We start from the raw sequence: 26228 nt of genomic DNA on the forward strand, positions 1-26228 counted from the left end.
ACAAGATTTTATTATGTTATCGCTATTTTAATACTCAACCCACGCTATTGCATAAACGTACTGTTATCCTCTATTTCACCCTGTCTCGCTAGCAACCTAAAATAGCTCGAGACACGTAGCTAAAAATGCCTCTTTAACGTCCTGACTGACGGGATAATAATAGGCTGCATACCCTTCTCGAGGCACCGCCTTATAATAATCCACATAGATATCTTCACAGGCTAACCACGTTTCTCGATCACTCTGTGAAATTTCATTCGCGGCAATTGCTGAGTTAATCACCGTTTCTTTTGAGTGCTCACCGCGCATCATTGATAGCAAACTGTCTTCAGTTTCAAGTAAAACTACATTCCATTCGTTCATCGTCAACACCCTTTCAACCGATTAATTTATTGGGAATGGTATAATTATCCAGTAATTGTTCACCGTATGATCGGGTATCGATATCTTCATTAAAATCCAAAAGAACCAGAGCCGACCACAACGGGGCAAAATCAAGGTATCAAGGGCGGCAAGATAGCGATTTTTTGACGGCATTTCGCGCTTGTCATCAAAGGATAATACAAACGTAGAGTGCAAATCCTTTGCGGTTATAGCGTTTTTATTCCCCGTAAAAAATCGAATTAACGCACTCGCATAGAGATACCGTTTTTGGTATTGCCCTTTTTGTATTTTATTTTCGACAAAGAGAATAGCTTTTGCAGCGGCATATTGACGGTCATTAAAGGGTACAAGGGCTAAATGGTTTGGAATAGTTGTCATGATTATTCACACTGCCCTTTTCAGGGCAGTGCCTCCAGTCTGATTATTGTGCGTTATCGGTGTTGTGAGTGTCAGCGTTTACATCGAGAAAACAGCGAGGCAACCAATGCGTATCTTTGAGGGTGTTTTCAGCCAACTCCGCAGCATCCCCTTTCTTCATTTTGACGGCTTCAAGGACTTTATCTGATGCGCCTGCCTCGGCTAAACAATCGCTGATTTGGTCTTTACTGATACGCCCAAAGAAATTGGCTTTTGTTGGCTGCCACCACTGGCGAAAATCGAAGGCAATCGCCTGCTCAATTGGACGCAAAGCTTTAGCTAACGTGTTATCGTGCGGAGCATGATGGTTCACTTCACTTAACGTTTGCGCGGAACAAAACGCCAGTAATGCGACTAAATCCGCTTGCTCCCATGACAACAACCATGAGAAATCGGCTTGCCACGCGTCAGGGAGACGCGCTGACCATGACTCAAATTGCGTATTGAGTAATTGCAATGCTTCACTGTCTTGGGCGGTCGGGGCATTTTTGAGTAACTCGTCCTGAGAAAGCGAAAATTTAATGTTAAATGCGGTTTTGGCATACGGTGAACCAAATACCTGAATACACGCATCATGAACCAAAATCGCCAGTGCCACGTTTGGATGTTGTGTTAATGCCGCTTGAACGGCTAACGTGCGCTCCGAAGAGAGACTTTTGCACAACGCTGCGCTGTAAGTAGAAACCGTCTCAACTTGAGTCGTAGATTGCTCACTCACACTTTCAGTTTCGCTTTCCGCTTCACTGCACTGTGGCTCTTGCTGTGCTAAGTCAATGACGCCACTAATGACACACGGTTCTCCATCACGGTCAAGGAAGACAACTACGCCTTTTGTTGCTTTTCCATCGGCTGTCCACGCCTGATTTTTGGTACGGTCTTTAATGTCTTCGATTTGCTTTTCGCAGTCTGCCACTGCTTGACAAAGGTCAGCTTGTTCATTTTCATCATTGGTTTCCCATGATTGCTGGCGTAAATCTGTTTCACGAGCACGTAATTCAGCCAGTAAATCCGCAAATTCAGGGGGAATGACCGCCTCGGGCGCATGACTGAGTGACAAGGTTTCCCCGTCATTACCGTAAAAGCTCGGACACTCTAAACGTGCAGTACCGAACTGCCAACCCTCAATATCCGCTAACAGTTCCGCACACGCAGTGAGTTTATCGAGTGCCAATTTTTCTAATAGTGGGGCGTTTTCAATAAATCCTGTTTCGGTAAAGAGGTCAATTTCAAGGGTTCCCCCTGCTTGCTGGTAGGCATCCAACCCCACAAACTTCACCAATCGATTATTTTCGACAGGGGTTTTCGTTTCTTCAACCGCTTCACGTAAGTAACGTGGCTCTTTTTTCCACCCAATAGCATTGTTCCATACCATGAATTGACGGTCGTGGTCAGGCGTTCCGGCTAATGCTTGCAGTTGGTCAAGGGTGATATTGTCCGCATCCAATTCGGCTAACAGCTTGGGAGCCATATTTGCTAAACGCAGACATTTTTTCACGTGGTGAGTGCTGAACCCTAATAAGTCACCGATTTCAGCTGCATTTTTACCTGTTTTTTGTAGCTCGATAAAAGCATGAAGTTGGTCGGCTGGATGCATAGCTTCACGTTGGCTGTTCTCCGTCAGGGAAATAATCAGCGCATCGGACTCTGAGACCACTTTAACAGGCACAGGGAAACTCGACGCAAAATGCCCTTTTGCCACCAATTGTTGTAACGCCAGTAAACGACGTTGACCCGCAGCAACCCCGTAGACGTCATTGTACATCGGGTAAACCACCAAGTTTTGTAACACCCCAACCGCTTGAATGCTGTCAGCCAGTTCTGACAAGGCTTTTTCATCGATTGGACGTTTACGGACGTTGAGTTCACTCTGTACCAATGCCGATAACGGCAATACATGCGCTTCCATACTGTCCAATGCCTGATAAATCGCGTCGGCTTGTGCGGATTTTGTGCCTTTTTTTGCTTTACGTTGTTTTGGGTTAATGATAGTTTCTAATGTAGACATATATGTTTCCTTATTTCATTGTTGTCTTGCTAAGGGAGGCTCATGAACTCCCTTAGCACCCTAAGATGCCTGAATCAGTTCAGGACGCAGATAGAACATGTTGTTTAAGTTGTCACTAAATCCAATCGGATAGCCGTCTTTCATAAAAATACTGTTGGAATCGTATGCATCACTGTGCAGCGTAATTTCTTCGTCGTATAACTCCGGTGAAATATTCCCCTCGAATAAATCCAATAACCGTGTTAACGGCGCAATGTAATGCAATAAATCCGCTTTCTGTTCATGCGTCAGTAGGGTTTTAACCCTTCTTTCGTTAGATTCTGGAGCTGCAAGGTTTTGATGTGATGACATTTTTGAATCCTCCTCGGTGTTAATGATTTCTTTCATTGAGTTCCTCCGCTGCAAAGGCCGTACATAGCCGAGACGAGGAAGGAAGCAAGGGCGGAAACAAAATTGTTGGAAGCGCAGCGACAAGAATTTTGGTGGAGTGCACTTTACGCTTGCTGTATGACGAGACGAGGCTATGTTTTAGGCCAAGCGGAGGGGCTCGATTAAAGATTAATCACACAGGTGATGAAGATGGCAGCACCCGACTTGCAGCGAGAGAAGCGAACGGCAAGTCGCCATTAACGCTTAGCGCAGCTAAGCAGTGAACCAGGGGCGGTCCCGCAGGGAGCTGCACCCCTGCCCTTTGCGCCACGTTGAAAACGGTAAAAGGCGCAGCGGTTGACCTTTCAAGCCGGTTGTCCCCATTTTCCACATTTGGCGAGCCAGTGAGCGCGCCCCAAACAGGCGCGAGAACGGGAGTGTACGGGGAACCTGCGCCAACTGTGTGTAAATGGGGTCAATCCGGCGTTCGGCTTAAGCCTGGCTCAATGCCAGCATTAAGCCGTTGCCCCGAAACGCAAAAAAAGCGTATCCACAAAATCAGTGGATAACTTGAAATAACCTTGTTAATAACAAGGTTAATAGCCTGATTAATGAATGAATATCAACGCTGATCAAAAAATCATCACCCAATGATTAGCATTTTACGACAGGAATGTCCGAAAATTGCGTTGTCCAGCGAGGTGAGAGAAATTGCTGCTTCATTTTCCATAAGGGGGATTGCGCTTGAATACCCTGACCTGCAAACCAGATAGCCCCTTTTCCGCGATTAATCTGGTCAATCGTCTGCATCAGTTCACCAATTTTACTGTATTTCACATTCGGAAGCCAAAGTCGGTCAAACAAAATGACTGTGCCTGAATAATATTGCGCGTATCTTGTGTAGGATAAATGAGTGTTTGGGCTTCTTGCTGATAATAATGCGACTCATGATGAGAAAAATGGTTACTCTGCACCCACAATATCACTAATCGACAATACTGTTTTTTCTTCACACAGTTTTTCTGCTGCGCGTTCGGCAAACGCACACACCGATTAGCGAAGTAACTCGTAACCCACCACTTTATGGCCAAGCGAACGTGCGCCAATAATTTGAGCATGTAACATCTTAGCGGTAAGACATACCGTGCTTGCCGGTGAAGGATATCAAAAAAGTTATACCGTATCTCTTGTTATTACAGGCTTTTTAAAAGATTTTTTCTGTTCCCTGCAAAAAACAACCCCCTTGTTCGCCAAGATATCACCGTCAAATAATCAAGCGTAATATTTCATTTTGCGCACTTAAGAGCAATATTTACTTGTTATACGCACAATTTACATTAATAATGTAAAAAACCAAGAAAGGGGCAAAAAAATGTCAATTTTAGATCAAATACTAATAATTGGTCAGCGAATGAAAGCTGAACAAATTTCATTAAAAGAATCTATTGCTGAAGTAAATACAATTAAAGTTACTGATGAACAAGTAGATGGTCTGGACAGACTTATATATAACCACTGTTTAAACAAAACAGCTCTGGCTGATTTTTTTGGAAAATCTCGCAATACATTCTCAAAGATAGTGACTGAAATGCAGGCTAAGAAAATCATTGGCGAACCTATTTTTCAAAATAAAAACCATCTTTATACACGATTCGACGTTCAAATGATCATGGAAGAACTGGGAACCCATCGTTACTCGGATATGTATAAGCCAAGAGTCATCGTCATAGAAAACCATAAAGGTGGAACAGGAAAAAGTACAACTACAGCCACAATTGCAACAGCTGCTGCATTAGATCTAAACCTAAACGCCCGCTGTTGCATCGTAGACTTAGACCCTCAAGGCTCTATCGGAAATAATCTTATCCGAACCACTAATGATGACGATATTTATCTAACAATTACCGATATTTTGCTGGCTGAATACGAGCCTGATGGTGATTATTCTCAATATATAGCAGCAGGTTATTCTGAGGCAGATATCATCGCTAATATTCCATTCAGTACTCATCTTCCGAATATGGATGTTATTACAGCATTTCCCACAGATGATAGATTCACTGATCTATACTGGCGCTTAAGCAAAGATGAACGAAATAAGCTTCTCACTCGTTTTAGAGATATTGTCGTTCCTGTTCTAAAAGAGCATTATGACCTTATCTTTATAGACACCCCACCACAAGACTCGCCAATCATATGGTCAACAAATGAAGCTGCTGATGCACTACTAGTGCCAATAACACCGCGTGAGTATGACTTTGCTTCCACAACAAATTATATGCTAACGATTGGTGCACGTTTACAGCAGCTACCATCTAGAGGAGAAAATATCAAATGGATGAAGGTACTAGCTGTTAATGTCGATGATAAAAGCCAACATGAAGTTCGAACATTAAACAAGCTTGTACGTACCGTACAAGACAAGTTCATGACAACTAATATAAAACATTCAGAGGCTTTTGTTGCAGCAGCAGAAAGGGGCAGGACAGTCTTAGATATCAAAAAATCAGAGGATTTATGTCCTGCAAAACAGTTCGATATAGCTGAAATGTCAGTAAGTTCGGTATATCAACAATTTATAAATGAAATCAAAAGTTTCTCTGCAAAAAGTGAGTAATCCGCATGACTGATGTAGAAAGAGGCACAAACAAAGATATGTATTTAGGAAATTCGAAGAAAACACGTTTTGAGCAGAGAAATGGACTCCCCTCTTTAAAAGGGGGGAATATCCCCAAAAGAACCTTTACACTGAAAAACGGGCACAAAGTTGATGCTGAACACATCATAGTCTCAGGGGATAAAGTCTCTGAACAAACTGTTGTTCATTATCTTAATCCACGTAACCAGGAAGCATTGGATGAGAACTCCATGGGCGATATTCTGGAACAAATAAAACAACGGGGAGTGGATACTGAAGGTATTGCTATCAGAAAGGATGGTATTTACCACTTAATTGAAGGAAGTCGACGTCGCTATTGCTGCATAAAATTATCTACCGACCTACCATTATGGGTTTTACCAAACGACATATCCAATGAAGATATTTTCTCTATTATTAGTGCTGCGCAAAGTTCTCGAAAACTCTCTTACCGCGAGGTAGGTTTACAGTATCAAAAGCTAATGGAGGATAATAACTTCACAACTAATGAACAATTAGCTCAATATATTGGTATAAGTACTGAGTCAGTTCGTAAACGTATTCAGGCAGCATTAATTGATGTACGTCTAGTTAATTTATTTCCTGACTGCGAAGGAATACCTAATACATTCTATGCCCGTCTTTCTAAACTCCAAAGTAATGCACATAAAGAGGGCATAGATTTAGCAGTACTATGCAAAGAGGTCAGAGATAATCGTAAAGGCCTAGTAATTGAAAATATCCAAGAAACACAAAAAAATATATTAGACGATTTATCAAATATTTTAGAGTTGATGACAGACAAAACTAAGCCCGCCTCAGCATGGAAAACCTCTGATATTGTCGAATTCAATAATAAGGATCAATATGCCCGTATTAGCTACAGTGGAAACGGTAGAAAAGTACGTTTTGAGTTTAATAGGCTTAATCAAACCGTTATTCAAGAGCTTGAACGCTTGATAAAGCTAAAGCTATCTAAAATAGTTCAAGAAAAAAGTAAAGAATAAAAAAACAATGTGACTACGCCTTGCCGTAAATGGCGAGGTGTTCCATTTACTGAGCCAACATACCATAAAATAGCATATCGAAATCAATGGTATTTCGCCAAAACAACTAATAAAATTAAACTAATATAAACAATGCATTATAGTTTTATTTTCATTTTTTTGTAATAAAACAACCCCCTTGTTCGTCAAAAATTACACAGTATTTACTCTATCCAACATACTATTAAACTTTACATTTAGGTAGAGAGTATTCGACATTATAGTCAAACTAGCTAGTGATAAATCACCCTTGCCAGATATAGTCGGGGAGGGGATATATCGACTGATAGCCTAAAGACGACTATTTGATGAGTTTGTAGCTGCTGTTGGAATTGCAAAAAAAGGAATATTGTCAGACAACCGGATATTTTAACCGTAAGTTGCTTTACTATCCCGATACAATAGCATTAAGATATAATTATAATATTCCTACGAGCTTAGTTGTTTGAGATTCGCTTGTGAGCATAAGCAGTTTTAGATAAGCGTAAGGTACTGTCAATAATTGGCTTGATAAGTCCTCTTTTAATAGCAAGAAGTCATCTTGAAGTGTCTTCAACATCGTCAACCAATGTACCTCGGAACTGTTTTTGAGAAAAGAAGAAATTCGAACATTAATTGTCGCCTATATGCTCACCATAAAACCCATTGAGACAATAATCTACTCAAAAAGCAAGGCATTAATTGTTTTTGAAAAATATTGCCACGTGCCTGCTCCCCAACTTAAAGAGCGAGGCTTCCCAAATCTTAGATTGCAAGCGTCGATATGACGGATTCACGCTACACTCGCATGTGTTATGACCATTATTCAGACTCTGCAAAATTAAAGTGAGATTATTGAAATTTGAATATCACAGGCCACTGCATATTTAATAATATTACGGATACTCGCGTTATCAAAATTCGACTCCATACGAGTGATAGTTGAGTGATTAACACCCAATTTTTTAGTTAAACATGCGTTATTGCACCATTCTGTTAGCAGAGCTTGAAATTTTTCTTTCTATAGTTCTTCTTCATAATCGGCCCAATATTGAGATTTTTTTCATCCATTCACTGTACAAATCATTGTGCTTATTTATCATTCAGTATCCCTTGCAATCTTGCTTTTGCGATCTCAAATTCTGTTTTTTGTATTTTTTATGAAAATCAGCAATATATAAATTATTTTTCCTTTATGATATACCCAAAGCCCTCGATCTAAATCATTCCTGATACTTCTGAGTTCAAATAATACATCCCTAAGAGGTTTAGTTTCTGTTTTCTGTAAAATATGGGGATTTCATTCCATTTTCTGCACTATACGATCATATTTAACTTTTATTTTAATGGGTAAATCATTGGCTTCTTTTTCTACTTCTTTGTGGTATTTGACTGTATGCATATCCCCCTCTACCAATTTGCAATTAAATGCAATTTATAAAGGATAAAAAAATCTAGTTAAGTAGTTGAGAAATACATTTATCCATGTGGATAATTGATGCAATCAATTGATTATCGATGAACTTAATAGAAAGATTATTTTTTAATCTCATTAACTTCTAACAAAGGGAAAATCTGAAAATTTTGTAGTCCATCGAGGAGAAAAAGCTGCGGCTTCATTTTCCACAAGGCGGATTGCGATCGAATCACCTGAGCTGTAAACCAGATAGCACCTTTTCAACTATTATTCTGATCAATCGTCTGTATAAGTTCATCTATCTTGTGAATCCGAGGGCACTCTCAAATAAATTCAGTTGTACTTGTCCTGAAGGGGAAAATTCACTGAGCGATATACCGCTTTTACTGTATTTTACACTAGTTTTGATAACTTATTTTTCACTATCGCTAAAGGCTGATTAGCTTTTATCTATGTGATACTACTATCTTATTTCAACGTTAAATTAACGCCAAGCGCTTTGATGACAGTCTGAATTTCAGCCTGTGATGATATATATTTAATTGATGCCATTAGTTAAATTCTAATATTTGAGTTATATTGTTTGGCATATCATTTGAGTATAACTATATGAAAGGTATGAGTGTAGATCGAGAAACTTATCATGTTACTTATGTGCATTCAGTAAATGATAAGGTATCGTTGACGCCATTTATAAAAGATAAAACTTAAAATGTAAGTTAGATTATAGTGTAAGCATCAATGTCATAGGGCTAATAGGGGATGCAGTAAAACCATAGTATTCATAAAATTGTTTTGCTTTATCATTCAAAGCATGAACAAGTAACGCACGAACCCCAGTATTTTCAGCAACAGTTCTAACTCTAACAACAGCATCCTGTAATAAAGAAGCACCTAGTTTTCTTCCCTGAGCACGTAAATCGATTGCTAATCTTCCAAGTACAATAACTGGAATTGGCTCAGGCATATTTCGACGAACACGTCCTGTAGCTTCATTGTGTGAAATTGCTCCAGTTGCTAATGCATAATAACCCCAAACATGTTGATATGAATCTGCAATAACAAAGGTTCGACTGGCTCCATTCAAATGGTTAGATAGAGCCCTACGCTTTAGCCAATCATCTAAAGATAATTCGCCACAAAAAAATTCATCTAGTCTATGAGATGATGATAATGGTTTAGGAGTTGATAGTTGCAGATTCACTATATTTCCTTCCATGGTATTTCTATTGACATTAAACGATCTAGACCAGGGTTACTATTAACTGGAGCATCAAGTAATAAATTAAATTGCTGAAATTTTTCATTATCTAATTGGAAAAAAACTTGATCTAGCAATATTGCTTGCGCTCTTTCACAAGCGACTTCAAGCATAAAATCAGATCGGTTCTTACCAAGAAGACTAGCAGCCTCATCGATTAAGTCTCGTTGTTCAGGTAAAGCCCGAAGATTAATTGCAGCATTACGCATGACTATAACTCCTATATACAAATACACAATAGATATACGGTAACTTGATGTGTATCTATTGTCAACACTCTCGTATGTGGCATATAGGTACACACCAATGAGATATGCTAAAAACCATCAATTCACTATCAATGCTATAGCCTATATGCGATACTTTTAAAGAGATAATTTAAATGGGGACTGTTGCAAAGTGGCACTCAAGTTCACTAATTGGAATTATTTAGAATTTCAAGGTTTATGTTAGATTGGGCGCGCAATGCGCCCAATTTAATGCTCAAAGTTTAACGACATGAATGAATCCGAGCTATGTCAATATGCCTTGTTTATGCTTTCCCGCTGTGATTATGGGAAAGCAGACCTATTTGCTCGAATGAAACGGCGTATGTATGAAAAAAAATGAAGGTATTATTGATGAGCCTTTAATTGAATTAGTGCTTGAAAGGCTAAGTGAGCAATATTTTCATGATGACGACCGTATCGCGGGGCTATTAATGCAAGGTTATTTCCGTAAAGGGTATGAACTATTGCGGATAAAACAAGAAATGCGGCAGAAAAGTTTCACTGAAACGGTTGTGGAAAAGTATTTTGCCACTCTAGATGTAGATTGATTTGAAAAGGCCGCATTGGTTCGTTGGTGATAACCTTCCTCATAATTTCAAATAAAAAGAAAACAAATCAGACGCTTAAAGTATCCAGTTTTTTTCGCGATATGATTTATGAGTTATTCAATGGTTAGTTTTTATATTATTAATTTATAAAATTAATTAATTTTCAATTGGTTAAAATAAAAGATAAACATGGTTTTTGACGTTGCTTATTTTAGATTAATCAGTGAATTGTGAGTTCGATCTTTCTTTTATTAATTTAATGTTAACGTTAACACACCTTTAATTATATACTACCATCCATGTTCTTGGCAGCTCACTTCAGGATAAATCAAAAAAGAGAAGAAAAAGCGCTAGCAATGATGTTTGTTGGTTTAATTCAAATAGGTATTAATATGAAGATGTTACCGTTATCTGCGATTGCAGCAGCTTTTATCATCCTATTCCCTTTGGTGGGGGATGCTCAAACAGATTTAAGCCTTATTGAGGCAAGGCTAGAGGCGTTAGAGAAAAGAGCTGAATTGGCAGAACGACGTGCCGAAGCTGCTGAACTGAAAGCAGAAAAGCTCGAACGAGTGATGAATATGCATGAAACGACCAAACAACCCATATCAACCGTTGTTAAGGAGCCTATTTCCAATACAAATGTACCAAGGGAGAGTGAAGAAAAATCAACATCTGGGATCCAATACCACAATGATTACGGTGAACTTAAGCTTTATGGTGATGTTGAGTTCAATATGGATGCGGCGAGTCGTCAGGGACAAATTACGTCTGTCAGAACGGCTCTTGGGAAAAACAACCAACCAAATAAGAGTGATAATTGGGATATTAATGGACGGATTTTGATTGGGGTAGATGGTAATCATCTGAAAGATAATGGAAATTATGCAGGGTTTTCTATGCAGCCGCTTGCGGATATGACAGGAAAAATGAACCTCGATGACGCCGCTTTTTATTTCGGGCAAAAGGACCGCTGGCAAGTAAAGCTCGGCCGTTACGAAGCTTATGACATGTTCCCATTAGGACAAGATACGTTTATACAGTATTCAGGTAATACGGCGAATGATTTATACAGTGATGGGTTCGGTTATATTTATATGATGAAAGAAGGGCGGGGGCGTTCAGGTGATGGTGGTAGTGTGCAACTTTCCCATTCATTAGATGATTGGTATTTTGAAATTAACGCATTGGTTGAAGATGGTACCGCTTTATTCGATGACTCTAATTACCATGGTTATCAGCTAGATAATAAGAAAAATGTTATTTATTTAAGGCCTGTGGTGGCTTGGCAGCCGAATGATTTTAAAGTGGCTATTGCGATGGAATCCCAAGTTATCAACAATGCCTATGGGGACAACGTTGATGGTCATTGGAAGGATATGTCCAAACGTAATGGATATGGTATGACTTTAGGATGGAATAGCGTAGAGAAAGACTCAGATAATGGAGTGCAGCTAACATTCAGTACTGCATACCTAGATGCAATAGCAGAAACAGATTTATCGTTAGGTGGCTATGCCTTATGGCGTCGCGCTCAGCTAGGTTATATCTATGCGCATAATAATATTAAAGATTTTAATGCAGTAAATATTTCGACAGACCCTAATTCAGTATTGAATAACATCCCGGGTAAATATGATGTTCATACTTTATATGCTTCTTATGAGTTACCTCAAATTTTAGCTATAGATAATTACAAAATTTATCTTGGGGCTTATTACTCTAAAATTAATGCCGATAACACTAATTTGATTAGTCATCATGATGATGAACGCTATGGTATTCGTGCTCGCTTCAAATATCTTTTCTAGTCTAAGTTAGGCCGTTCTTCCTATATGTTGTTAATAAATAGGAAGAACGGCTGCAAAATAACTATCAAAAAGATTTTCTATTTATTTCTCTTGTGTTTTAATGTATTTCTATATTAAAAATGGCACTGTTGCAAAGTTTTAATTACTCATGATACTGAATCTCTTTCCGATATAAAGAGCTTGTTATAAATTTATTATTTTTGTAATAAGTCTCTATCATTTATTTATACAGGATATTCATAGATAAACCAAAAAATACTTAGCAGTCAATTACTAAATCTGAGCATAATCAGTTATCAAGATAATGCAAAGGTCGTAAGTCTTATTCACCTCCCAATTCCTCATTAACTTGCCCATAAATCAACAAAGTAAAAACTCCTGTACCTCCGATTATATTACCGAAAGTCGTTGGAAATAAGAATGTAAAAAGGTAGTGTGAAAAACTGAGGTTATCTTTATAAAACCAGTAAGCGGCTTCAGAAGAACCAACAATGACATGTGTAAATCCACCCAATGCCATTAGATAAGTGATAAAAAATATCAACAAAACTTTATTCTTCACGGAAGGCAACATCCAAACAAGTGAAGCAATTAATATGCCGGCAGGGATCCCTTTTATAATATTTTCAGTGATAGAATATGAAGTAACATGAAATGCAATTGTGTCAAGTTGTTGTATAATATTTTGATCAAATAAGTGATTATTTAGAATAAAGTACGCCGCTAATCCTGTACCAATGATATTCGAAATAAAGACTATTCCCCATAATCTGATGAGTTGGTACAGTTTTCTATAAGTAAAAGGAGAAAAAAGAGGGACAACCGTTGTTATTGTATTTTCAGTAAACAACTGCATATGTCCTAAAATAACAATGATAAAGCCTACTGTATAACCGATATTTTCGACTAAAAAAGCCCATTCAGAATCCGGTAAATACGCTTTAAAAGTAGCTTTAAATACAAATGAAAAACTAATGATAATTCCAGCAGTTATCCCCGAGAATATCAACGCTTTTGCGGGGCGATTTAACTCCTCGATACCGTGTTTACGGATAATTTCATAAATCAGCCGAGGTGAAAGCTTTTCGTGTTCTTCAATCACCATTCTTTGGCGCCAATTCAGTTCACTTTCATTTTTAGACATACACTTCCTATTAATACAAACGGTATAGTCATGTGTTATTATGATGCGATAAAAGTTAAATAGTCAATAGTTATCGCGTTTAGATTACCTTACCTAAGAAAAGTAAGTAATATCAAATCGATTAAATTAATAAAATTAAGGTAAACAATTAAAAAAACAAATTTATAGCAATTATATAATACACTTCTGATAATTTTCTTAATAAACATTAAATATAATATAACAACGAAAAACATCAAAAATCATAAATAATTTACTTTTATTAAAAACAGATAAAAATATAATTTAAATAAAGTTATAGTAAAGTATTTAATTCTGATATTGTTGTAAAGTTTAAGTAACAGTTATTTTCGTTACGACTTTTTTGCGTGAATGCATTTAAAAATCGCCATTTTACTAAGATTATCATTCTTTAGGCTATACGGTTTCTCCGTAAGCTATTGATAACTTCACCGAGGGAAGAGAGAATACACTACAATTTATAATTGTGCTCAGCACTACGCTCCTGAAATAGAAAAATAAGTACGTATAGATTTAATTATAATTAAGGACTAACCTTTGAATTCTATCGCTCACGGTATCGTAGTATCGTAACTTAAAGCAGATTACTGATTACTACGAAATATATTCAAGTACGCTAAAAAATGGCAAACTCCCAGGATTATTAACATGGATAAAGCTACACTTTATGGTCAGAGGACTCTTAACCGTCTAAAATGTGGGGGAAATACTATTCCTACGTTGAATATAAAAACTCAACTTCACGACTTTATTTCATTGTATCAATAAAACCGTAGTTTATTATCTAATTGTAGTCCATTAGTTTTTGTCTTCATTTTTAATGAACTTATCCCATTCTCGTTGTTTCATATCATTTGTAACTCGATAACACGAAGATTCAGTAGCGCGTCTATAACAGTTTCCTGAATCCCACGCATCTGGAGTTTCAGGAAAAAAAGTACCACTACATCCAGTAATTAACTCGATAAAAAACAAAATAAAAAACTGTTTCATACTATTCCTATTGAGTATCCTAATATTTCCAAAATTATTAAAATTTGTCGATATCATATATAGCCATCAATCTAATTTAAAGTCAAATACATTATAACTATAGCGCTACATTCTTATAAAAATGTAAATTTTCAACAATAACGAAATAATCTTTATATATTATTTATAATATATCCATAATTTATCATTTTGGGCTAAACCAATAAATTATTATTAATTTAAAATATCTTAAACTAATATTAAGAATTATTTATAGATAATTAATGCTTTATAACTGAAGGTTACCTACAAGATAACTGTTAACCTTCACAACATACTGAGTCATCACTATCGCTGCGATTGTTCTTATGCCTACGTAACTACAATTTAAGTTCCAAGCATTATTGGCTAAGCAGTACTTAATCACTAGCTCTAAGTTCAGTAAGACATTTTTAATCCGATAATGCCCTACGAATCATTGAAAAAGCCGACAGAGTCACATCAGAGGGTATACCTCCATAACTTATCAATTATTTAGAACACCTCAATAAGCTTAACATTATGTTACATTAATCTTTTTTACGTCAAATTAATTTTGATACCCTCCCAGTTACTGAGTAGAAGTCGAGCTATAACTATATACATATAAAAAGAATAATTTTATTCTTTTTATAACATGAATTATATCAATATCTCCACGTAATACATTAATATTATTTGCTCAATTGTTACTGAGTTTGACTAAGTGAAAGTTATCAAAGGAACCCCTTGAAAAGCTGAAAAATATCCTATACTAAGGTGGTTATTAATCAAAGTGAAGAAGTTGTTTTTCTATTTTTCAGTGTATGATTAATCAAAAAAATCACTTTTAACCTATTTTTCTGTAACCAATGTAACGATTGTTTTTTGTTGTACCCAAAATTGTCCAATAAGAAATTTAGGGGTAGAAAAAAGTATTCGTAATATAATTTGATTGCCATTCACTTGAACCACTTGAATATTTTTAAAATTATTTATAGTTAAATTTTGAGACAAAAGTAATTTGATAGCAGATTCTTTAATAGAAAATAAAATTGTACTTGCGGTGAGCACATCAAAATCAGCTTGTTGCAGTAGTATGAGTTCATTTTTAGTGTAGATATATTGATGCATAGACTCTAAATAATCAGAGTTTATGCATGTTTCTATATCAATACCTAATCCAATATACTTATATTTCCAGGCAACACAGGCAATCACCCAATGCTCGTTATGAGAAATACTACCCACTGTTCCTTTAGGCCATTTTGGTGCATATTGTGGATCTCTCCCCACATAGCATTTCGAACTTCCTAATTTCTGTAAGGCTTCAGCAGCACAAATTCGCCCACTTACGTACTCATTTTGCCGCTTCGGAATACTACTTTGAATATCTTCAGGTATGGCGACTTGAAGCCGCCATTCTGGTTGATATTCATGTTGATGGTACAAAGTGCAAACTATCGAAGGCGGTAGACTTTCGACGATGTAAGACAAAAGTACCGATTTTAAGCTATTCATAAATAGTATCAGTGATTAATTGAATAATTTCATTCCTTTTCTCGATAATATCATAATGGTTACAATCAAGTTTAATCACTACAAGATTTGAACAAATCTTAGTTAATCCATTATCAGGGCTATTAATAAGTGGCAGCATGGTTTCCCCTTTAAATTTGGGGTGTATTTTGAGTGCCTTAAATAAGGTCACTTTTGTTGATATTAATTTACAGCTAATTGAACTAGACGCAAGTTTATCTTCAGCAGATTCAATACTAATTGCTCGCTGTGCCATCTCACCGGTGATACCTATAGCGGAAAGTAATTCAGAGCGTGATAATGACTTTTGAACCGAATGCTGATAAAAACTGTCAAGTAACCATAAGGAAATATTTTTGATGCCTTTAGCTTCAAGCTGCGCAGCTATCTCTAGAGCAATTAGCCCTCCTAATGACCATCCTAATAGGTAAATAGGTTTACCTTCTTGATATGTTTTACTTTTCTCTATCTCAGCGCGATAAAAAGATGCAAGCAGTGAGAGCTCATCTATAGCGGGTTCGTGATAAAGATTGTAATTATCTAATCCAAAACAGTGTATTTTTCCTTGAGCTTGTTTAGCAAAATCTGAGAAAACTTCTACACCTGCTAGGGCTGGATGTATCATCCATAACTTAGGTTCATTATGAGTTATAAGCTTATTTAATTCCCCGCACATGATACGATCTGTTGCAGCTAGTAATTTTTCAATTGTTCGATATTGGAATAAAGAAACAATCGTTAATGTTCTACCTATAATGTTTGACATTTTTTGACATAATGAGATGGCTTTAAGTGAATTTCCACCCAATTGAAAGAAATCGTCATGGATCCCTACTTGCTTAACATCTAAAATAGTTTGCCATAACTGACAAAGCTGCTCTTGTTGTGGGGTTTGTGGTGCACTATATTGCTCTTGAGTATGTATTTCAGGAGTTGGTAGTGCAGATCTATCTAATTTACCACTCGTATTGTAGGGTAAAGCATTAAGAGCTATAAGTTGAGATGGCAACATATAAAGAGGAAGGTTTTGTGACATCTGCATTAAAAGTTCAGATTCTTCTATCTCTTCACTAGCCACGTAGTAAAGAACTAATTGTTGTAATGAATCACTATGATGAACAATTGCGCAACAGGCGGTAACTTTATCGTAACTTAGAGCACAATTTTCTACTTCTGTAAGTTCAATACGGTAGCCATTCACTTTAACTTGGAAATCGATTCGCCCTAAAAATTCTAAATTACCATCAGGTAACCATCGTCCCATATCTCCTGTACGATAAAGTCGCTCTCCAAGCCCTTCATGCCAAATGAAACGTTCATCAGTAAGTTGCTGATTATTAAAATAACCTTCAGCAACTCCTACACCACCAATATATTGCTCACCAGGTATTCCGCAAGGTAATAGACGAAGTTGTTTATCTAATATATAAAAACGCTGATGTGCCATCGCTTTTCCATAAGGAATACTGGGTGAATCTAAATCACCAAATGGAATATCATAATAAATAGACCATATAGAGCTTTCTGTCGCACCTCCTGTACTGACAATTTGGCATTGAGATGAAAAACGGCGAATTCGAGCGGGTAAAGACTTAGGAATAATTTCACCAACTAAAATTACTTTTTCTAATTTAAGTTGTTGTGGTGTATCGCTTGTTTCAAGGTACTCCATTAATAACGCAATAACAGATGGAGCCGCATTACAAAAGTTCACCTGATGTTTTTGAATTATGCTTGCCCAGGCTTTGGGATCATAACGTTGTTCTTCTGATGGTATGACGATGGAGGCCCCCGCAGAAAGCGCTCCAAATATATCAAACACGGAGATATCAAAACTTAAAGCACTAATGGCAAATAGGCGCTGCTGAGAGCCTATATTCATTTTTCTCAAGGTATCAATGATGCTATTTACTGCGCCCGAGTGCTTAACTGCAACACCTTTAGGTTTACCTGTTGAACCTGAAGTGAAGATCACATATGCCAGCTCATCAGGTGATACTTTAATTGGGTTCGTAAAATGAGGGGCAACCGGTAAGTTATTAACCACACCTTGTTCAGAAATCGTGACGATAGTGACATCAATTGGCGTTTCCCAATTTTTACTGCTAATCACCAATTGTGCATTCCCCTGTTGTAAAACATCTCTACAGCGTTTTTCTGGCCAAGAGCTATCCATCGGCAAATAAGGTTTCCCTACAAATGAGCAAGCAAGAACGGCAATGATCTGTGCTCGACCTTTGTTGATTAATATTCCTATTGTATCTCCAAGCATGGCTGGTGACTGCGATAATTGACCAGCAAGCAGTAAAGCGGCTCGGTAGAGCTGGCTATAAGTCATCTCACCTAGTTTATCAATAATCGCAATAGCTTGAGGTTGCTGATTCGTTTTACAGACAAAGTCTTGCCAAATCATTCGTTCATAGGGATAACAACGAGTCTGATTTCGCCATAGATCACGCGTAAGTAGCGTCTCTTCTTCTGAAACAAGTACGATATCACGAACGTTATTCTTGCTGTTCTCCAAACACTGCTGCAAAATTATTATGTAATAGTCAGCTAAATGCGCGATAGTTTCAGGTTTAAACAAAGATGACGCATAGTTTAGTGTAGCAATTGTTTGATCTGGGGTTTCAATCACATTAAGTGTTAGATCAAATTTAGCCATTTCATAGTTGTTAGAGAAAGGCTCAATACTTAACCATGAAGGTAAATTATCATCTAATCTAGGCTCATATAAAAACATGACTTGGAATAGTGGGTTAATGGCGAGATCATGTGATACGTTCATTTTTGCAATCAATTGTTCCAATGGTAGCTGGTTCTGTTGAGTAAGCAAAATTTGTTCAAACAACATACTTCTCAGTTGCTTGAGTGTCATATCATCATCAACTTTGGTACGAATAGGTAATGTATTAACAAAGAAACCAATTAACTGCTGCGATGAAGAAGTTGGTCGATGCACTAGTGGTGTGCCAACAATAATGTCTTGCTGACCACTAAATAAGCTCAACAGTAGATTAAAACAACTAAAATATACTATATAAGGAGTGATCCCTTCTTGACGAGCCATTTGTTCAACCTTAGCAACTAATGATGAAGGGATAGTGAAAGAATAATTACGACCTTGATGATTGAATTGAGCAGGGCGCACAAAATCTAGTGGTAGAGCTAATGGCTGCCAAGCATCTAAATTTTGCTGCCACCACAGTTCTGTTGATTTGATATGTTCGCCAGTTAATTGCTGTTGCTGCCACCTTGCGTAGTCACCATATTGAATAGGTAGTGCAGGTATGACTGCATGAGGATTATTACTTAATGCTTGATAGTGTTCTATGATATCTTGCAATAGAACAGGAATAGAGGTTCCGTCAAAGCTAATATGATGAAAAACAAATAAAACATAATGATATTTTATTTGATTATCAAAGTGGCAGTGATAAATACCAGCACGGACAGGAATATTGCGAGTTAAATCAAATGGAGCATTGATTAATTCAACCTGCAATTGTTCCCACTTATCGACCGGTATATATTTCTCATTAATATTAAAAGAAGTGTTTATTTGTTGGCTGATGTATTCACCTTGTTCATTTTGAGTAAATACACAGTTCAACACTTGATGGCGAGAGACTACCATTTCAATACTTTGACGTAATAAAGTCCAATCACAGTCATCAGCTATACTTAATAATAGTGGTATATGGTATAGCTGACTTGATGTATTTAATTGTTCAATAAACCATAGCTGTTTTTGCATTGATGAGAGCGGGTGCTGAAGTTGTCGTGACTCCTCAATAATGATAAGTGTTTTCTCGGCAGATTGTGCTTGATGGCGTTGATAAAGCGCACGAATTCCAGTACTTTGAGCTAGATCAGTTAATGTAAACTGTGAATTTAAAGCCTGATTAATTTGATAGCATGCTTGAATTGCTAGCAACGAATTTCCACCTAATGTGAAAAAATTGCTGTTCACACCAATATTATCTTGTTTGAGTAAGGTCTGCCAAATAGTGGTACAAACACTTTCAAACTCATTTTCTGGCATACAATTATCTTGTTGTTTTATATCAGGCAACGGTAATCGCTTGTAATTAATTTTACCATTTTCATTCAATGGTAGCTCAGGTACCCAAACATAATAGTTTGGTAACATATAGTGAGGCAAATGTTGGCTAGCGTGATTTGCTAACTCACTATCAGCAATTGGTTTTTTCGAAACATACCAAGTAACTAATGTTTTTTGTGGTAGCTCAACTACCCATGCACACGCTTTATCTACCTGCGGATGCGTGTGTAATACAAACTCTATTTCCCCCAATTCGATACGATAACCATTCAACTTTATTTGAAAGTCCCTACGTCCCATAAACTCAATATTGCCATCTGGTAACCAGCGACCTAAATCACCTGTGCGATATAGCCTTTGATTTAATCCTTGATGAAAAATAAAGCTTTCTTCAGTACGCGTTGTATCTCGCCAATATTCACGGGCTAGCCCAACACCACCAATATAAAGCTCTCCTCTAACTCCAACAGGAACAGGATTAAGCTGGCTATCTAAAATAAAAAATGACTGATGAGGTAGAGCTTTACCATATGGAATAGTAGATGTGAGAATAGGTGTCTCAGGAATACGATAGAGAATAGAAAAGATTGATGCCTCAGTTGCCCCTCCTGCACTATAAATTGTGCAGTTAGGGGCTTTGGCTCTTAATTTTTCAGGTAATTTGACCGAGATCCAATCCCCGCCTACCATAGTGATGCGTAAACTAGATAGATTACTTACATTAGCCGATTGCTCCATATAACTTATCAATAGTTCCATCATTGCAGGTGCACTCAGCCACATACTGACATTATGTTTCACCATTAATTCATACCAATGTTTTGGTGAATAACGTTCAGATTCGTTTGGCATCACAACAGCAGCGCCAGAGGACAGCGCTGCAAAAATATCATATATAGATAAGTCAAAACTTAATGCACTGAGTGCGAGAGTACGGTCTTTAGCACTAAAATTAAAGAGTCTTTTACAACCTTCAATAGTATTGGTTGCTCCTTGATGCTCTATAGCCACTCCTTTCGGCTTTCCAGTCGAGCCCGAAGTATAAATAATATAAGCTAAATCAGTTGGTGCTACTTTTACTGGAGCCTGAAGTATTTCAGGATCAGCGAAATCTTGCACACGTCCAGTTTCATCAAGAATGTAGGTCTGAATATCATCACCATAATTATCTTCTTCCGCGCACAACAATGTATTGATACCTGCTTGGTGTATAACTGATATTCTACGTTCTAGCGGCCAACTCATATCTAACGGTAAAAATGCTTTTCCACTCATTAATATCGCGAGTAATGCGATAGGTTGTAGACGACCTTTGGGAAGAAGTACTGCTATAGCTTCTCCTTCTATAGAGTCTTGCTCACGAAGTTGATTAGAGAGAATAAGAGCAGAAAGATATAACGTGTTGTAAGTCATACTGCCTATATTATCAATTACAGCCACAAGGTCCGGAGATTGAGAGGCATTAAGAATGAAGTCGGCATGTAATGCCCGCTGATAGTCATATTCAGGTATATTTTCCTGATAATTCTTATTATCAATCAGTGAGAGCGTTTGAATAGAGTCGTTATAATGATCAACCATGAGGGATAATATTGTGACATAGTATTGTGCTAAACTGGCAATACTTTCAGGTTGAAATAATGAAGTTGCATAGTTTATCACTCCTTTTATTGCTGTTTCGGATTGGTGCAGGGTCAAGTTTAAGTCATATTTAGCATTATTCTCATAATTCGACAGATCGGCTAATTCCATCCATTCAGGTAGTAAGTGACTTTCATCTTGTTCCAATGCAAAGATAACCTGAAATATTGGGTGACGCGAGAGATCCAGTGATGTATGTAAACTAGCAACTAATTGGTCAAAAGGAAGCTGTTGATGTAGTTGAACATCTTGTGTAGTTTCAAAAACGTGTCTTAACCATTGATGGACAGAGTAATTGGGATCAACTTTTAATCGAATGGGTAAAGTATTCACAAAGAAGCCTATCACACTATCAAGCTGTACATGTTCGCGGTTTGCTAACGGCATACCAATGATAATGTCATCTTGGGCACAGTAACGCGATAAAACAATTGAAAAGCCGGCTAACATTACAGAATACAAGGTAATACCTTGTTTTACTGCAATAGCTTTTAATGAACTGGTTAATGATTCCGGTAACATGAATTCGAAATTATCACCTTTAGTGTCAAAATGATTAGGGCGAGTAAAGTCGATTGGCAAGTCAAGTTGTTGGTAATCAGCCAAATGCTGATACCAAAACTCTAAATGATGTGCTGGCGATGGAGCTTGTGTTTGCTGCCAATAGGCATAATCACTATATTGTATCATGAGATCATTCAATGGAATATCGAGTACATCATGACAACTATTTTGGTTATAAAGTAGTGTCAATTCACGAATGAAAATGTTTTGTGACCAACCATCAATCGCAATATGGTGAATGACTAATAAACAATCGCAACATTTTTCTCCTGATGCATTAGTGTAATAAATTAGCGTCGCATTAATAGGGATCGACTTTGTGAGGTCGATAGGAGTCGTCAATTTTTGTGTAACAAATGTATGATATTCATCTTCTGTGATGTGAACATGCTGAATATCAAGCTGTTTGTTCACTCGCTGTTGCCAAGCTTTGCCTTGATCATCTTGGTAGATCACACTCTGTAAAATTTGATGCCGTTCAACCAATTGCTGTAATGCCATAACGAAACATTCAGTATCACATTGTTTGTGCAGCTTGAACATGATAGGGGAAAGGTAGTGAGTTTTTCCTTCATCAAGCCTATCAACAAACCAAAGGCGTGCTTGTTGATATGACAACGGTGTACGATCAATCCCTAAGGCTTTAATTTCATTAGACTGAATGTCTGCTTTCTGTATGGTTAATAAGTATTGGCTTAACAGGGCAACTGTTGGATAAGTACTCAATATGTTCACAGTAACGGGATAACCTGTTACTTTGCTTATTTCATGGCAATAGCGAATCGCGAGAATTGAATTCCCCCCACAGCGATAGAAGTTATGATCAATCCCAATCTTTTGATCACTAAAAGTTAGGCATAGAATAGTCAATAGAGTCTGCTGTAGAGGGGTTTCTGCACCACGCCACATCGTTTCGCTATGTAAAATTATCGGTGTTGGTAATACGTTTAAATCTACTTTACCGTTTATATTAAGGGGGAATTTTTCCACACGCATAAGCGCTTGTGGCACCATGTAATGAGGTAAAAAACGTGCAACATGATCTTGGATTTGTTGGGGATTAAGCTCTGAACCATCAGTCATGTACCAGCAACATATCGTTGGGTTTGGCAGAGAACGTACAGCTACTTTAGCATCAATAACTCCTATGTATGATAGTAGTGCGCTCTCAATTTCGTCCAATTCAATACGATGACCGTGAATTTTGACTTGGTGGTCATTGCGACCTAAGTATTCAAAGCTACCATCAGCAAGCCGACGGACAAGATCTCCTGTACGGTACAAATATTGATAAAGAGGTTGATTTGAATAAGGATTTAAAACAAATTTTTGCTCTGTTTGCTCAGGTTGGTTGAAATATTCAGTAGCAAGGCTCGGCCCACTTATACAAAGTTCTCCTACAACACCGATAGGTTGGATATTAAGTTTCTCATCTGTAACCAATAACTGACATTCAGGTAATGCTTTCCCTATATTACGAGCTCCACCTTCGAAGTTTGGGTTCATCGTGACCAATACAGAGCCTTCAGTAGGACCATACATATTAGATAAAGTGAACTTACTCATACTATAGAAATCTACTACCTCTTGTGAAACGGCTTCTCCTCCCGAGCATAACGTTTGTAAAGAGTCGTGAAATATCGGCTTGGTACTCAATAATGCAGGAGGCAAAATCGTAAAATGGATGTCCCATTGCGCCATTTTTTGCTGGAGTAATGACAAATCTTTTCTTTCTGCATCATCGGTAACAAAAAGGTGGCAACCAGAAAGTAGTGCAATATAGACTTCTAATACATGGGCATCAAACACAAAGGATGAAAACTGTAAGACATTGGATTGCTTGATATTATTTACGGATAATTCTTTTTTTACTGCACTTAACATACTGACAGGACCACGATGTGGGATCAAAACCCCTTTAGGGCGTCCCGTTGTGCCCGAAGTATAAATCGTATAGGCTGTCAGGTGAGGAGCTGTTTCATCAATAATTGTATTCGTTGGCTCAATGTTCCACTCGTTTAGATTATCAGTATTTAAGCACGTCAAAGATGGAGCTATACGGTTAAGTAATGGAGTGATAGATTGTTCTGTTAATATGATAGGACTGTTTATATCTTGGATGATCCATTTTATACGTTCCTCAGGAGCTTGAGGATCTAAAGGAACATATGCTGCTCCAGTACGCATAATTGCTATCATTGAGATAATGGCATGTATACCCCGATGATGAATAAAAGGAATTAAAGCTTGATGGCAATTTTCTCGTCCTGTGATTTTTTTATAACGTTCTTGTATATGCCGAGCCAGCTGATTTGTCTGTTGTTGTAACTGTTGATAGCTTAGTGTTGTATTATTAAAACTTAGAGCAGGGTAATTAGGGTATTGTAATACTTGATCATCAAACGATGAAATTAACGTTTTTTCTAGATTATCGTTAGATTGATATTGCTGAGTAATAAACAATTGCTGATTAGGAGTCAGCAATGAAATATCGGATAGAATTGCGTAAGGGTTATGAGATACAATATTTATTAAATGTTGAAATTGTTGAGCCATTTCTTGCATTTGTTGTTCATGAAATTGAGCTTTTTTGTAACGGATCCTAAAGGCAAAATCATTACCTTGTAGTTGGTACTCCAATATTAATGCAGAGCCTGCCATATCATTGTTAAATTGATTATTAACTCTTGCTTCACAGCCTGAAAATTGAAGAGAGTTATCTTTTAGATAGGCCTGACTGAAACTGACACTCATTTCTTTTATAGGAGTGGCTGAAAGCACTTCATAGATAGGTAATTGAGAATGGCGTAACTTACCCATCACTTTTAATGAGCGAGTATAATCGATGGTATCTTGGTAATAATCATTAAAGCTTTTTCTATCAGAAAGCGTGAGTGGGAATATAACAGTATTTACTTGTGCTCCAAAACAGAGCGATGTGCCACCTTCGATAGCAATTGGATAATTTATATAAATGGTTTTTTGCCCAGTATAGCGGCCAATTAAGTATGTCCAAAGTGTTTTAAATACTAAGAAATGGTTAGCGTATTTTAAACCACTTTTTAGTTTTAACCATTGATGTTGATTTAATTTAAATCTAACTTCCGCACTTTCATACTGTTCAATTTCATTATTTTTAATAAAAGGTAGGTCTAATTTAGAAGGGCAGTTTTTAAGCATATTCTGCCAATATGAAACAGAATCATGTTTATCAATAAGTAAACTCACTGAATCATTAAAATCTAAAAACGTTTTTTGGATATCATCATAATCAGTAGTATATTGATAGTTATCCTGTTCTTTATTTTCATTTATGGATTTCTCGTAGTTATCTATATTATTATAGATTTCAGAGATTGAATCGTAAAACTCTTGGGCGGATAACCCATCAATAACAACATGATGCAATACAACAAAAAAACGAAAATGATTATCTGCATATTTAAAGAGATAGTAACGAACTAAGTTATCATTTTCCAAATTAAACGGTAACTTTAACTTTTCAGATATATCGTTTATATCATTTATAATTTCTAGGCTAGACTTATTGCTAGATGGCCTCCAAAACAATTGTCCATCATTATAATTTAAATTCATTATAAATAATGGATACCTTTTAGATAGGATACTTATTGTTTTCCCTATTTTATTAACATCAATATTACCAAATAAATCTTGATCAAGTACAAGGTTATATTCGCAACTTTCCGGGTTAAGTAAATACTCATTCCAAAATAATTTTGTATATGGAGATGATAACAAATAACTAGTGGTAGCTTCTTTCATAGTACACCATTTTCACTCGCCTAAATCAATGTAATTTATTAATTACCAATATTATGGGTATAATTAATACTAATTTTATTGTTATATTACATTACAACTCTTCATATACTATAAATATTTATATAAATAATTTTTAATATTTTGTTTCTATTTTTGTCCTTAGTAACTTAATAAATTAATCATATAAAAAAAACAAAAAATATGTATATTTTTCCGAGTTTAATATTGCATAAAAAATTTTTTTGGCTTTTTATTTTTTAGTCAACGAGCATGAAATGCGCTTTTTTATTGGAGCTCAGCATGCCTATCATTTCAACGAAATTTCGCTTCTAA

The 26228-nt window shown here is 36.8% G+C and carries 19 protein-coding genes; 6 read left to right on the forward strand and 13 right to left on the reverse strand.

Going from position 1 to position 26228, the window contains the following annotated elements; translation table 11 throughout:
* Positions 1-96: 96 nt before the first annotated feature.
* Genes PR767_RS13425 through PR767_RS13440 form a run of 4 tightly spaced genes read right to left on the reverse strand, consistent with a single transcriptional unit; the run spans position 97 to position 3157 of the window.
* Complete coding sequence (locus PR767_RS13425) at positions 97-363, reverse strand: hypothetical protein (RefSeq protein WP_110592930.1); 267 nt, start codon at positions 361-363, stop codon at positions 97-99.
* Between the two features lie 21 nt (positions 364-384).
* On the reverse strand, positions 385-762 hold the full coding sequence (locus tag PR767_RS13430; protein WP_267751299.1) for a hypothetical protein: 378 nt from the start codon (positions 760-762) through the stop codon (positions 385-387).
* A gap of 43 nt (positions 763-805) precedes the next feature.
* A complete protein-coding gene (locus tag PR767_RS13435; protein WP_272520430.1) occupies positions 806-2806 on the reverse strand; it encodes a ParB/RepB/Spo0J family partition protein in 2001 nt (666 codons plus the stop codon).
* 60 nt (positions 2807-2866) lie between these two features.
* Positions 2867-3157, reverse strand: coding sequence for a hypothetical protein (locus PR767_RS13440; RefSeq protein ID WP_267748347.1), 291 nt, complete (start codon positions 3155-3157; stop codon positions 2867-2869).
* Between the two features lie 350 nt (positions 3158-3507).
* Here PR767_RS13440 and PR767_RS13445 point away from each other — a divergent pair, with 350 nt between their 5' ends.
* Complete coding sequence (locus tag PR767_RS13445) at positions 3508-3744, forward strand: hypothetical protein (RefSeq protein ID WP_267748346.1); 237 nt, start codon at positions 3508-3510, stop codon at positions 3742-3744.
* An 85-nt stretch (positions 3745-3829) separates the two neighbouring features.
* Here the strand turns inward: PR767_RS13445 and PR767_RS13450 are convergent, their stop codons facing one another.
* A complete protein-coding gene (locus PR767_RS13450; protein WP_272520431.1) occupies positions 3830-4039 on the reverse strand; it encodes a DUF4113 domain-containing protein in 210 nt (69 codons plus the stop codon).
* A gap of 49 nt (positions 4040-4088) precedes the next feature.
* Here PR767_RS13450 and PR767_RS13455 point away from each other — a divergent pair, with 49 nt between their 5' ends.
* From PR767_RS13455 to PR767_RS13465, 3 genes are all read left to right on the forward strand, one after another.
* Positions 4089-4232, forward strand: a complete 144-nt coding sequence (locus PR767_RS13455) for a hypothetical protein (RefSeq protein ID WP_267748342.1) — start codon at positions 4089-4091, stop codon at positions 4230-4232.
* Between the two features lie 315 nt (positions 4233-4547).
* Complete coding sequence (locus tag PR767_RS13460) at positions 4548-5792, forward strand: ParA family protein (protein WP_272520432.1); 1245 nt, start codon at positions 4548-4550, stop codon at positions 5790-5792.
* A gap of 5 nt (positions 5793-5797) precedes the next feature.
* Positions 5798-6820 (forward strand): ParB family protein, encoded by a 1023-nt coding sequence (locus PR767_RS13465; RefSeq protein WP_110592925.1) that lies wholly within the window; start codon positions 5798-5800, stop codon positions 6818-6820.
* Positions 6821-7679: 859 nt separating this feature from the next.
* Here PR767_RS13465 and PR767_RS21275 read toward each other — a convergent pair.
* From PR767_RS21275 to PR767_RS13480, 4 genes are all read right to left on the reverse strand, one after another.
* Positions 7680-7799 (reverse strand): helix-turn-helix domain-containing protein, encoded by a 120-nt coding sequence (locus PR767_RS21275; RefSeq protein WP_368924810.1) that lies wholly within the window; start codon positions 7797-7799, stop codon positions 7680-7682.
* Positions 7800-7973: 174 nt separating this feature from the next.
* Entirely contained in the window at positions 7974-8129 is a 156-nt protein-coding gene (locus tag PR767_RS21215; RefSeq protein ID WP_324256178.1) for a type II toxin-antitoxin system RelE/ParE family toxin, read from the reverse strand.
* Between the two features lie 850 nt (positions 8130-8979).
* Entirely contained in the window at positions 8980-9459 is a 480-nt protein-coding gene (locus PR767_RS13475; RefSeq protein ID WP_350025304.1) for a GNAT family N-acetyltransferase, read from the reverse strand.
* Positions 9459-9725, reverse strand: a complete 267-nt coding sequence (locus tag PR767_RS13480; protein WP_198635248.1) for a type II toxin-antitoxin system TacA family antitoxin — start codon at positions 9723-9725, stop codon at positions 9459-9461. Before PR767_RS13480 ends, PR767_RS13475 begins: the two co-directional genes overlap by 1 nt.
* Positions 9726-10111: 386 nt before the next feature.
* Here PR767_RS13480 and PR767_RS13485 point away from each other — a divergent pair, with 386 nt between their 5' ends.
* A complete protein-coding gene (locus PR767_RS13485) occupies positions 10112-10333 on the forward strand; it encodes a RecX family transcriptional regulator (protein WP_272520433.1) in 222 nt (73 codons plus the stop codon).
* Positions 10334-10725: 392 nt separating this feature from the next.
* Positions 10726-12144: a carbohydrate porin gene (locus tag PR767_RS13490; protein ID WP_198633988.1), complete on the forward strand. Its 1419-nt coding sequence runs from the start codon at positions 10726-10728 to the stop codon at positions 12142-12144.
* Between the two features lie 322 nt (positions 12145-12466).
* Here the strand turns inward: PR767_RS13490 and PR767_RS13495 are convergent, their stop codons facing one another.
* From PR767_RS13495 to PR767_RS13510, 4 genes are all read right to left on the reverse strand, one after another.
* Positions 12467-13288: a formate/nitrite transporter family protein gene (locus PR767_RS13495; protein WP_198633989.1), complete on the reverse strand. Its 822-nt coding sequence runs from the start codon at positions 13286-13288 to the stop codon at positions 12467-12469.
* Positions 13289-14107: 819 nt separating this feature from the next.
* Positions 14108-14302 carry a hypothetical protein gene (locus tag PR767_RS13500; protein WP_198633990.1) on the reverse strand — a complete coding sequence of 65 codons (195 nt, stop codon included), beginning with the start codon at positions 14300-14302 and terminating at the stop codon, positions 14108-14110.
* Between the two features lie 852 nt (positions 14303-15154).
* Complete coding sequence (locus tag PR767_RS13505; protein ID WP_198635246.1) at positions 15155-15820, reverse strand: 4'-phosphopantetheinyl transferase family protein; 666 nt, start codon at positions 15818-15820, stop codon at positions 15155-15157.
* Entirely contained in the window at positions 15813-25895 is a 10083-nt protein-coding gene (locus tag PR767_RS13510; protein WP_272520434.1) for a non-ribosomal peptide synthetase, read from the reverse strand. Before PR767_RS13510 ends, PR767_RS13505 begins: the two co-directional genes overlap by 8 nt.
* Positions 25896-26228: the final 333 nt, after the last annotated feature.

It is taken from the genome of Providencia sp. PROV223, from assembly GCF_028479245.1.
GTDB classification, from domain to species: Bacteria; Pseudomonadota; Gammaproteobacteria; order Enterobacterales; family Enterobacteriaceae; genus Providencia; species Providencia rettgeri.

Bases quoted from the DNA above. Each gene is read 5' to 3' on its own strand.
- PR767_RS13485 (WP_272520433.1), top strand. From the start codon at position 10,112: ATGAAAAAAAATGAAGGTATTATTGATGAGCCTTTAATTGAATTAGTG.
- PR767_RS13425 (WP_110592930.1), bottom strand. From the start codon at position 363: ATGAACGAATGGAATGTAGTTTTACTTGAAACTGAAGACAGTTTGCTA.
- PR767_RS13480 (WP_198635248.1), bottom strand. From the start codon at position 9,725: ATGCGTAATGCTGCAATTAATCTTCGGGCTTTACCTGAACAACGAGAC.
- PR767_RS13440 (WP_267748347.1), bottom strand. From the start codon at position 3,157: ATGTCATCACATCAAAACCTTGCAGCTCCAGAATCTAACGAAAGAAGG.
- PR767_RS13490 (WP_198633988.1), top strand. From the start codon at position 10,726: ATGAAGATGTTACCGTTATCTGCGATTGCAGCAGCTTTTATCATCCTA.
- PR767_RS13510 (WP_272520434.1), bottom strand. From the start codon at position 25,895: ATGAAAGAAGCTACCACTAGTTATTTGTTATCATCTCCATATACAAAA.
- PR767_RS13430 (WP_267751299.1), bottom strand. From the start codon at position 762: ATGACAACTATTCCAAACCATTTAGCCCTTGTACCCTTTAATGACCGT.
- PR767_RS13500 (WP_198633990.1), bottom strand. From the start codon at position 14,302: ATGAAACAGTTTTTTATTTTGTTTTTTATCGAGTTAATTACTGGATGT.
- PR767_RS13505 (WP_198635246.1), bottom strand. From the start codon at position 15,820: ATGAATAGCTTAAAATCGGTACTTTTGTCTTACATCGTCGAAAGTCTA.
- PR767_RS13435 (WP_272520430.1), bottom strand. From the start codon at position 2,806: ATGTCTACATTAGAAACTATCATTAACCCAAAACAACGTAAAGCAAAA.
- PR767_RS13460 (WP_272520432.1), top strand. From the start codon at position 4,548: ATGTCAATTTTAGATCAAATACTAATAATTGGTCAGCGAATGAAAGCT.
- PR767_RS13465 (WP_110592925.1), top strand. From the start codon at position 5,798: ATGACTGATGTAGAAAGAGGCACAAACAAAGATATGTATTTAGGAAAT.
- PR767_RS13495 (WP_198633989.1), bottom strand. From the start codon at position 13,288: ATGTCTAAAAATGAAAGTGAACTGAATTGGCGCCAAAGAATGGTGATT.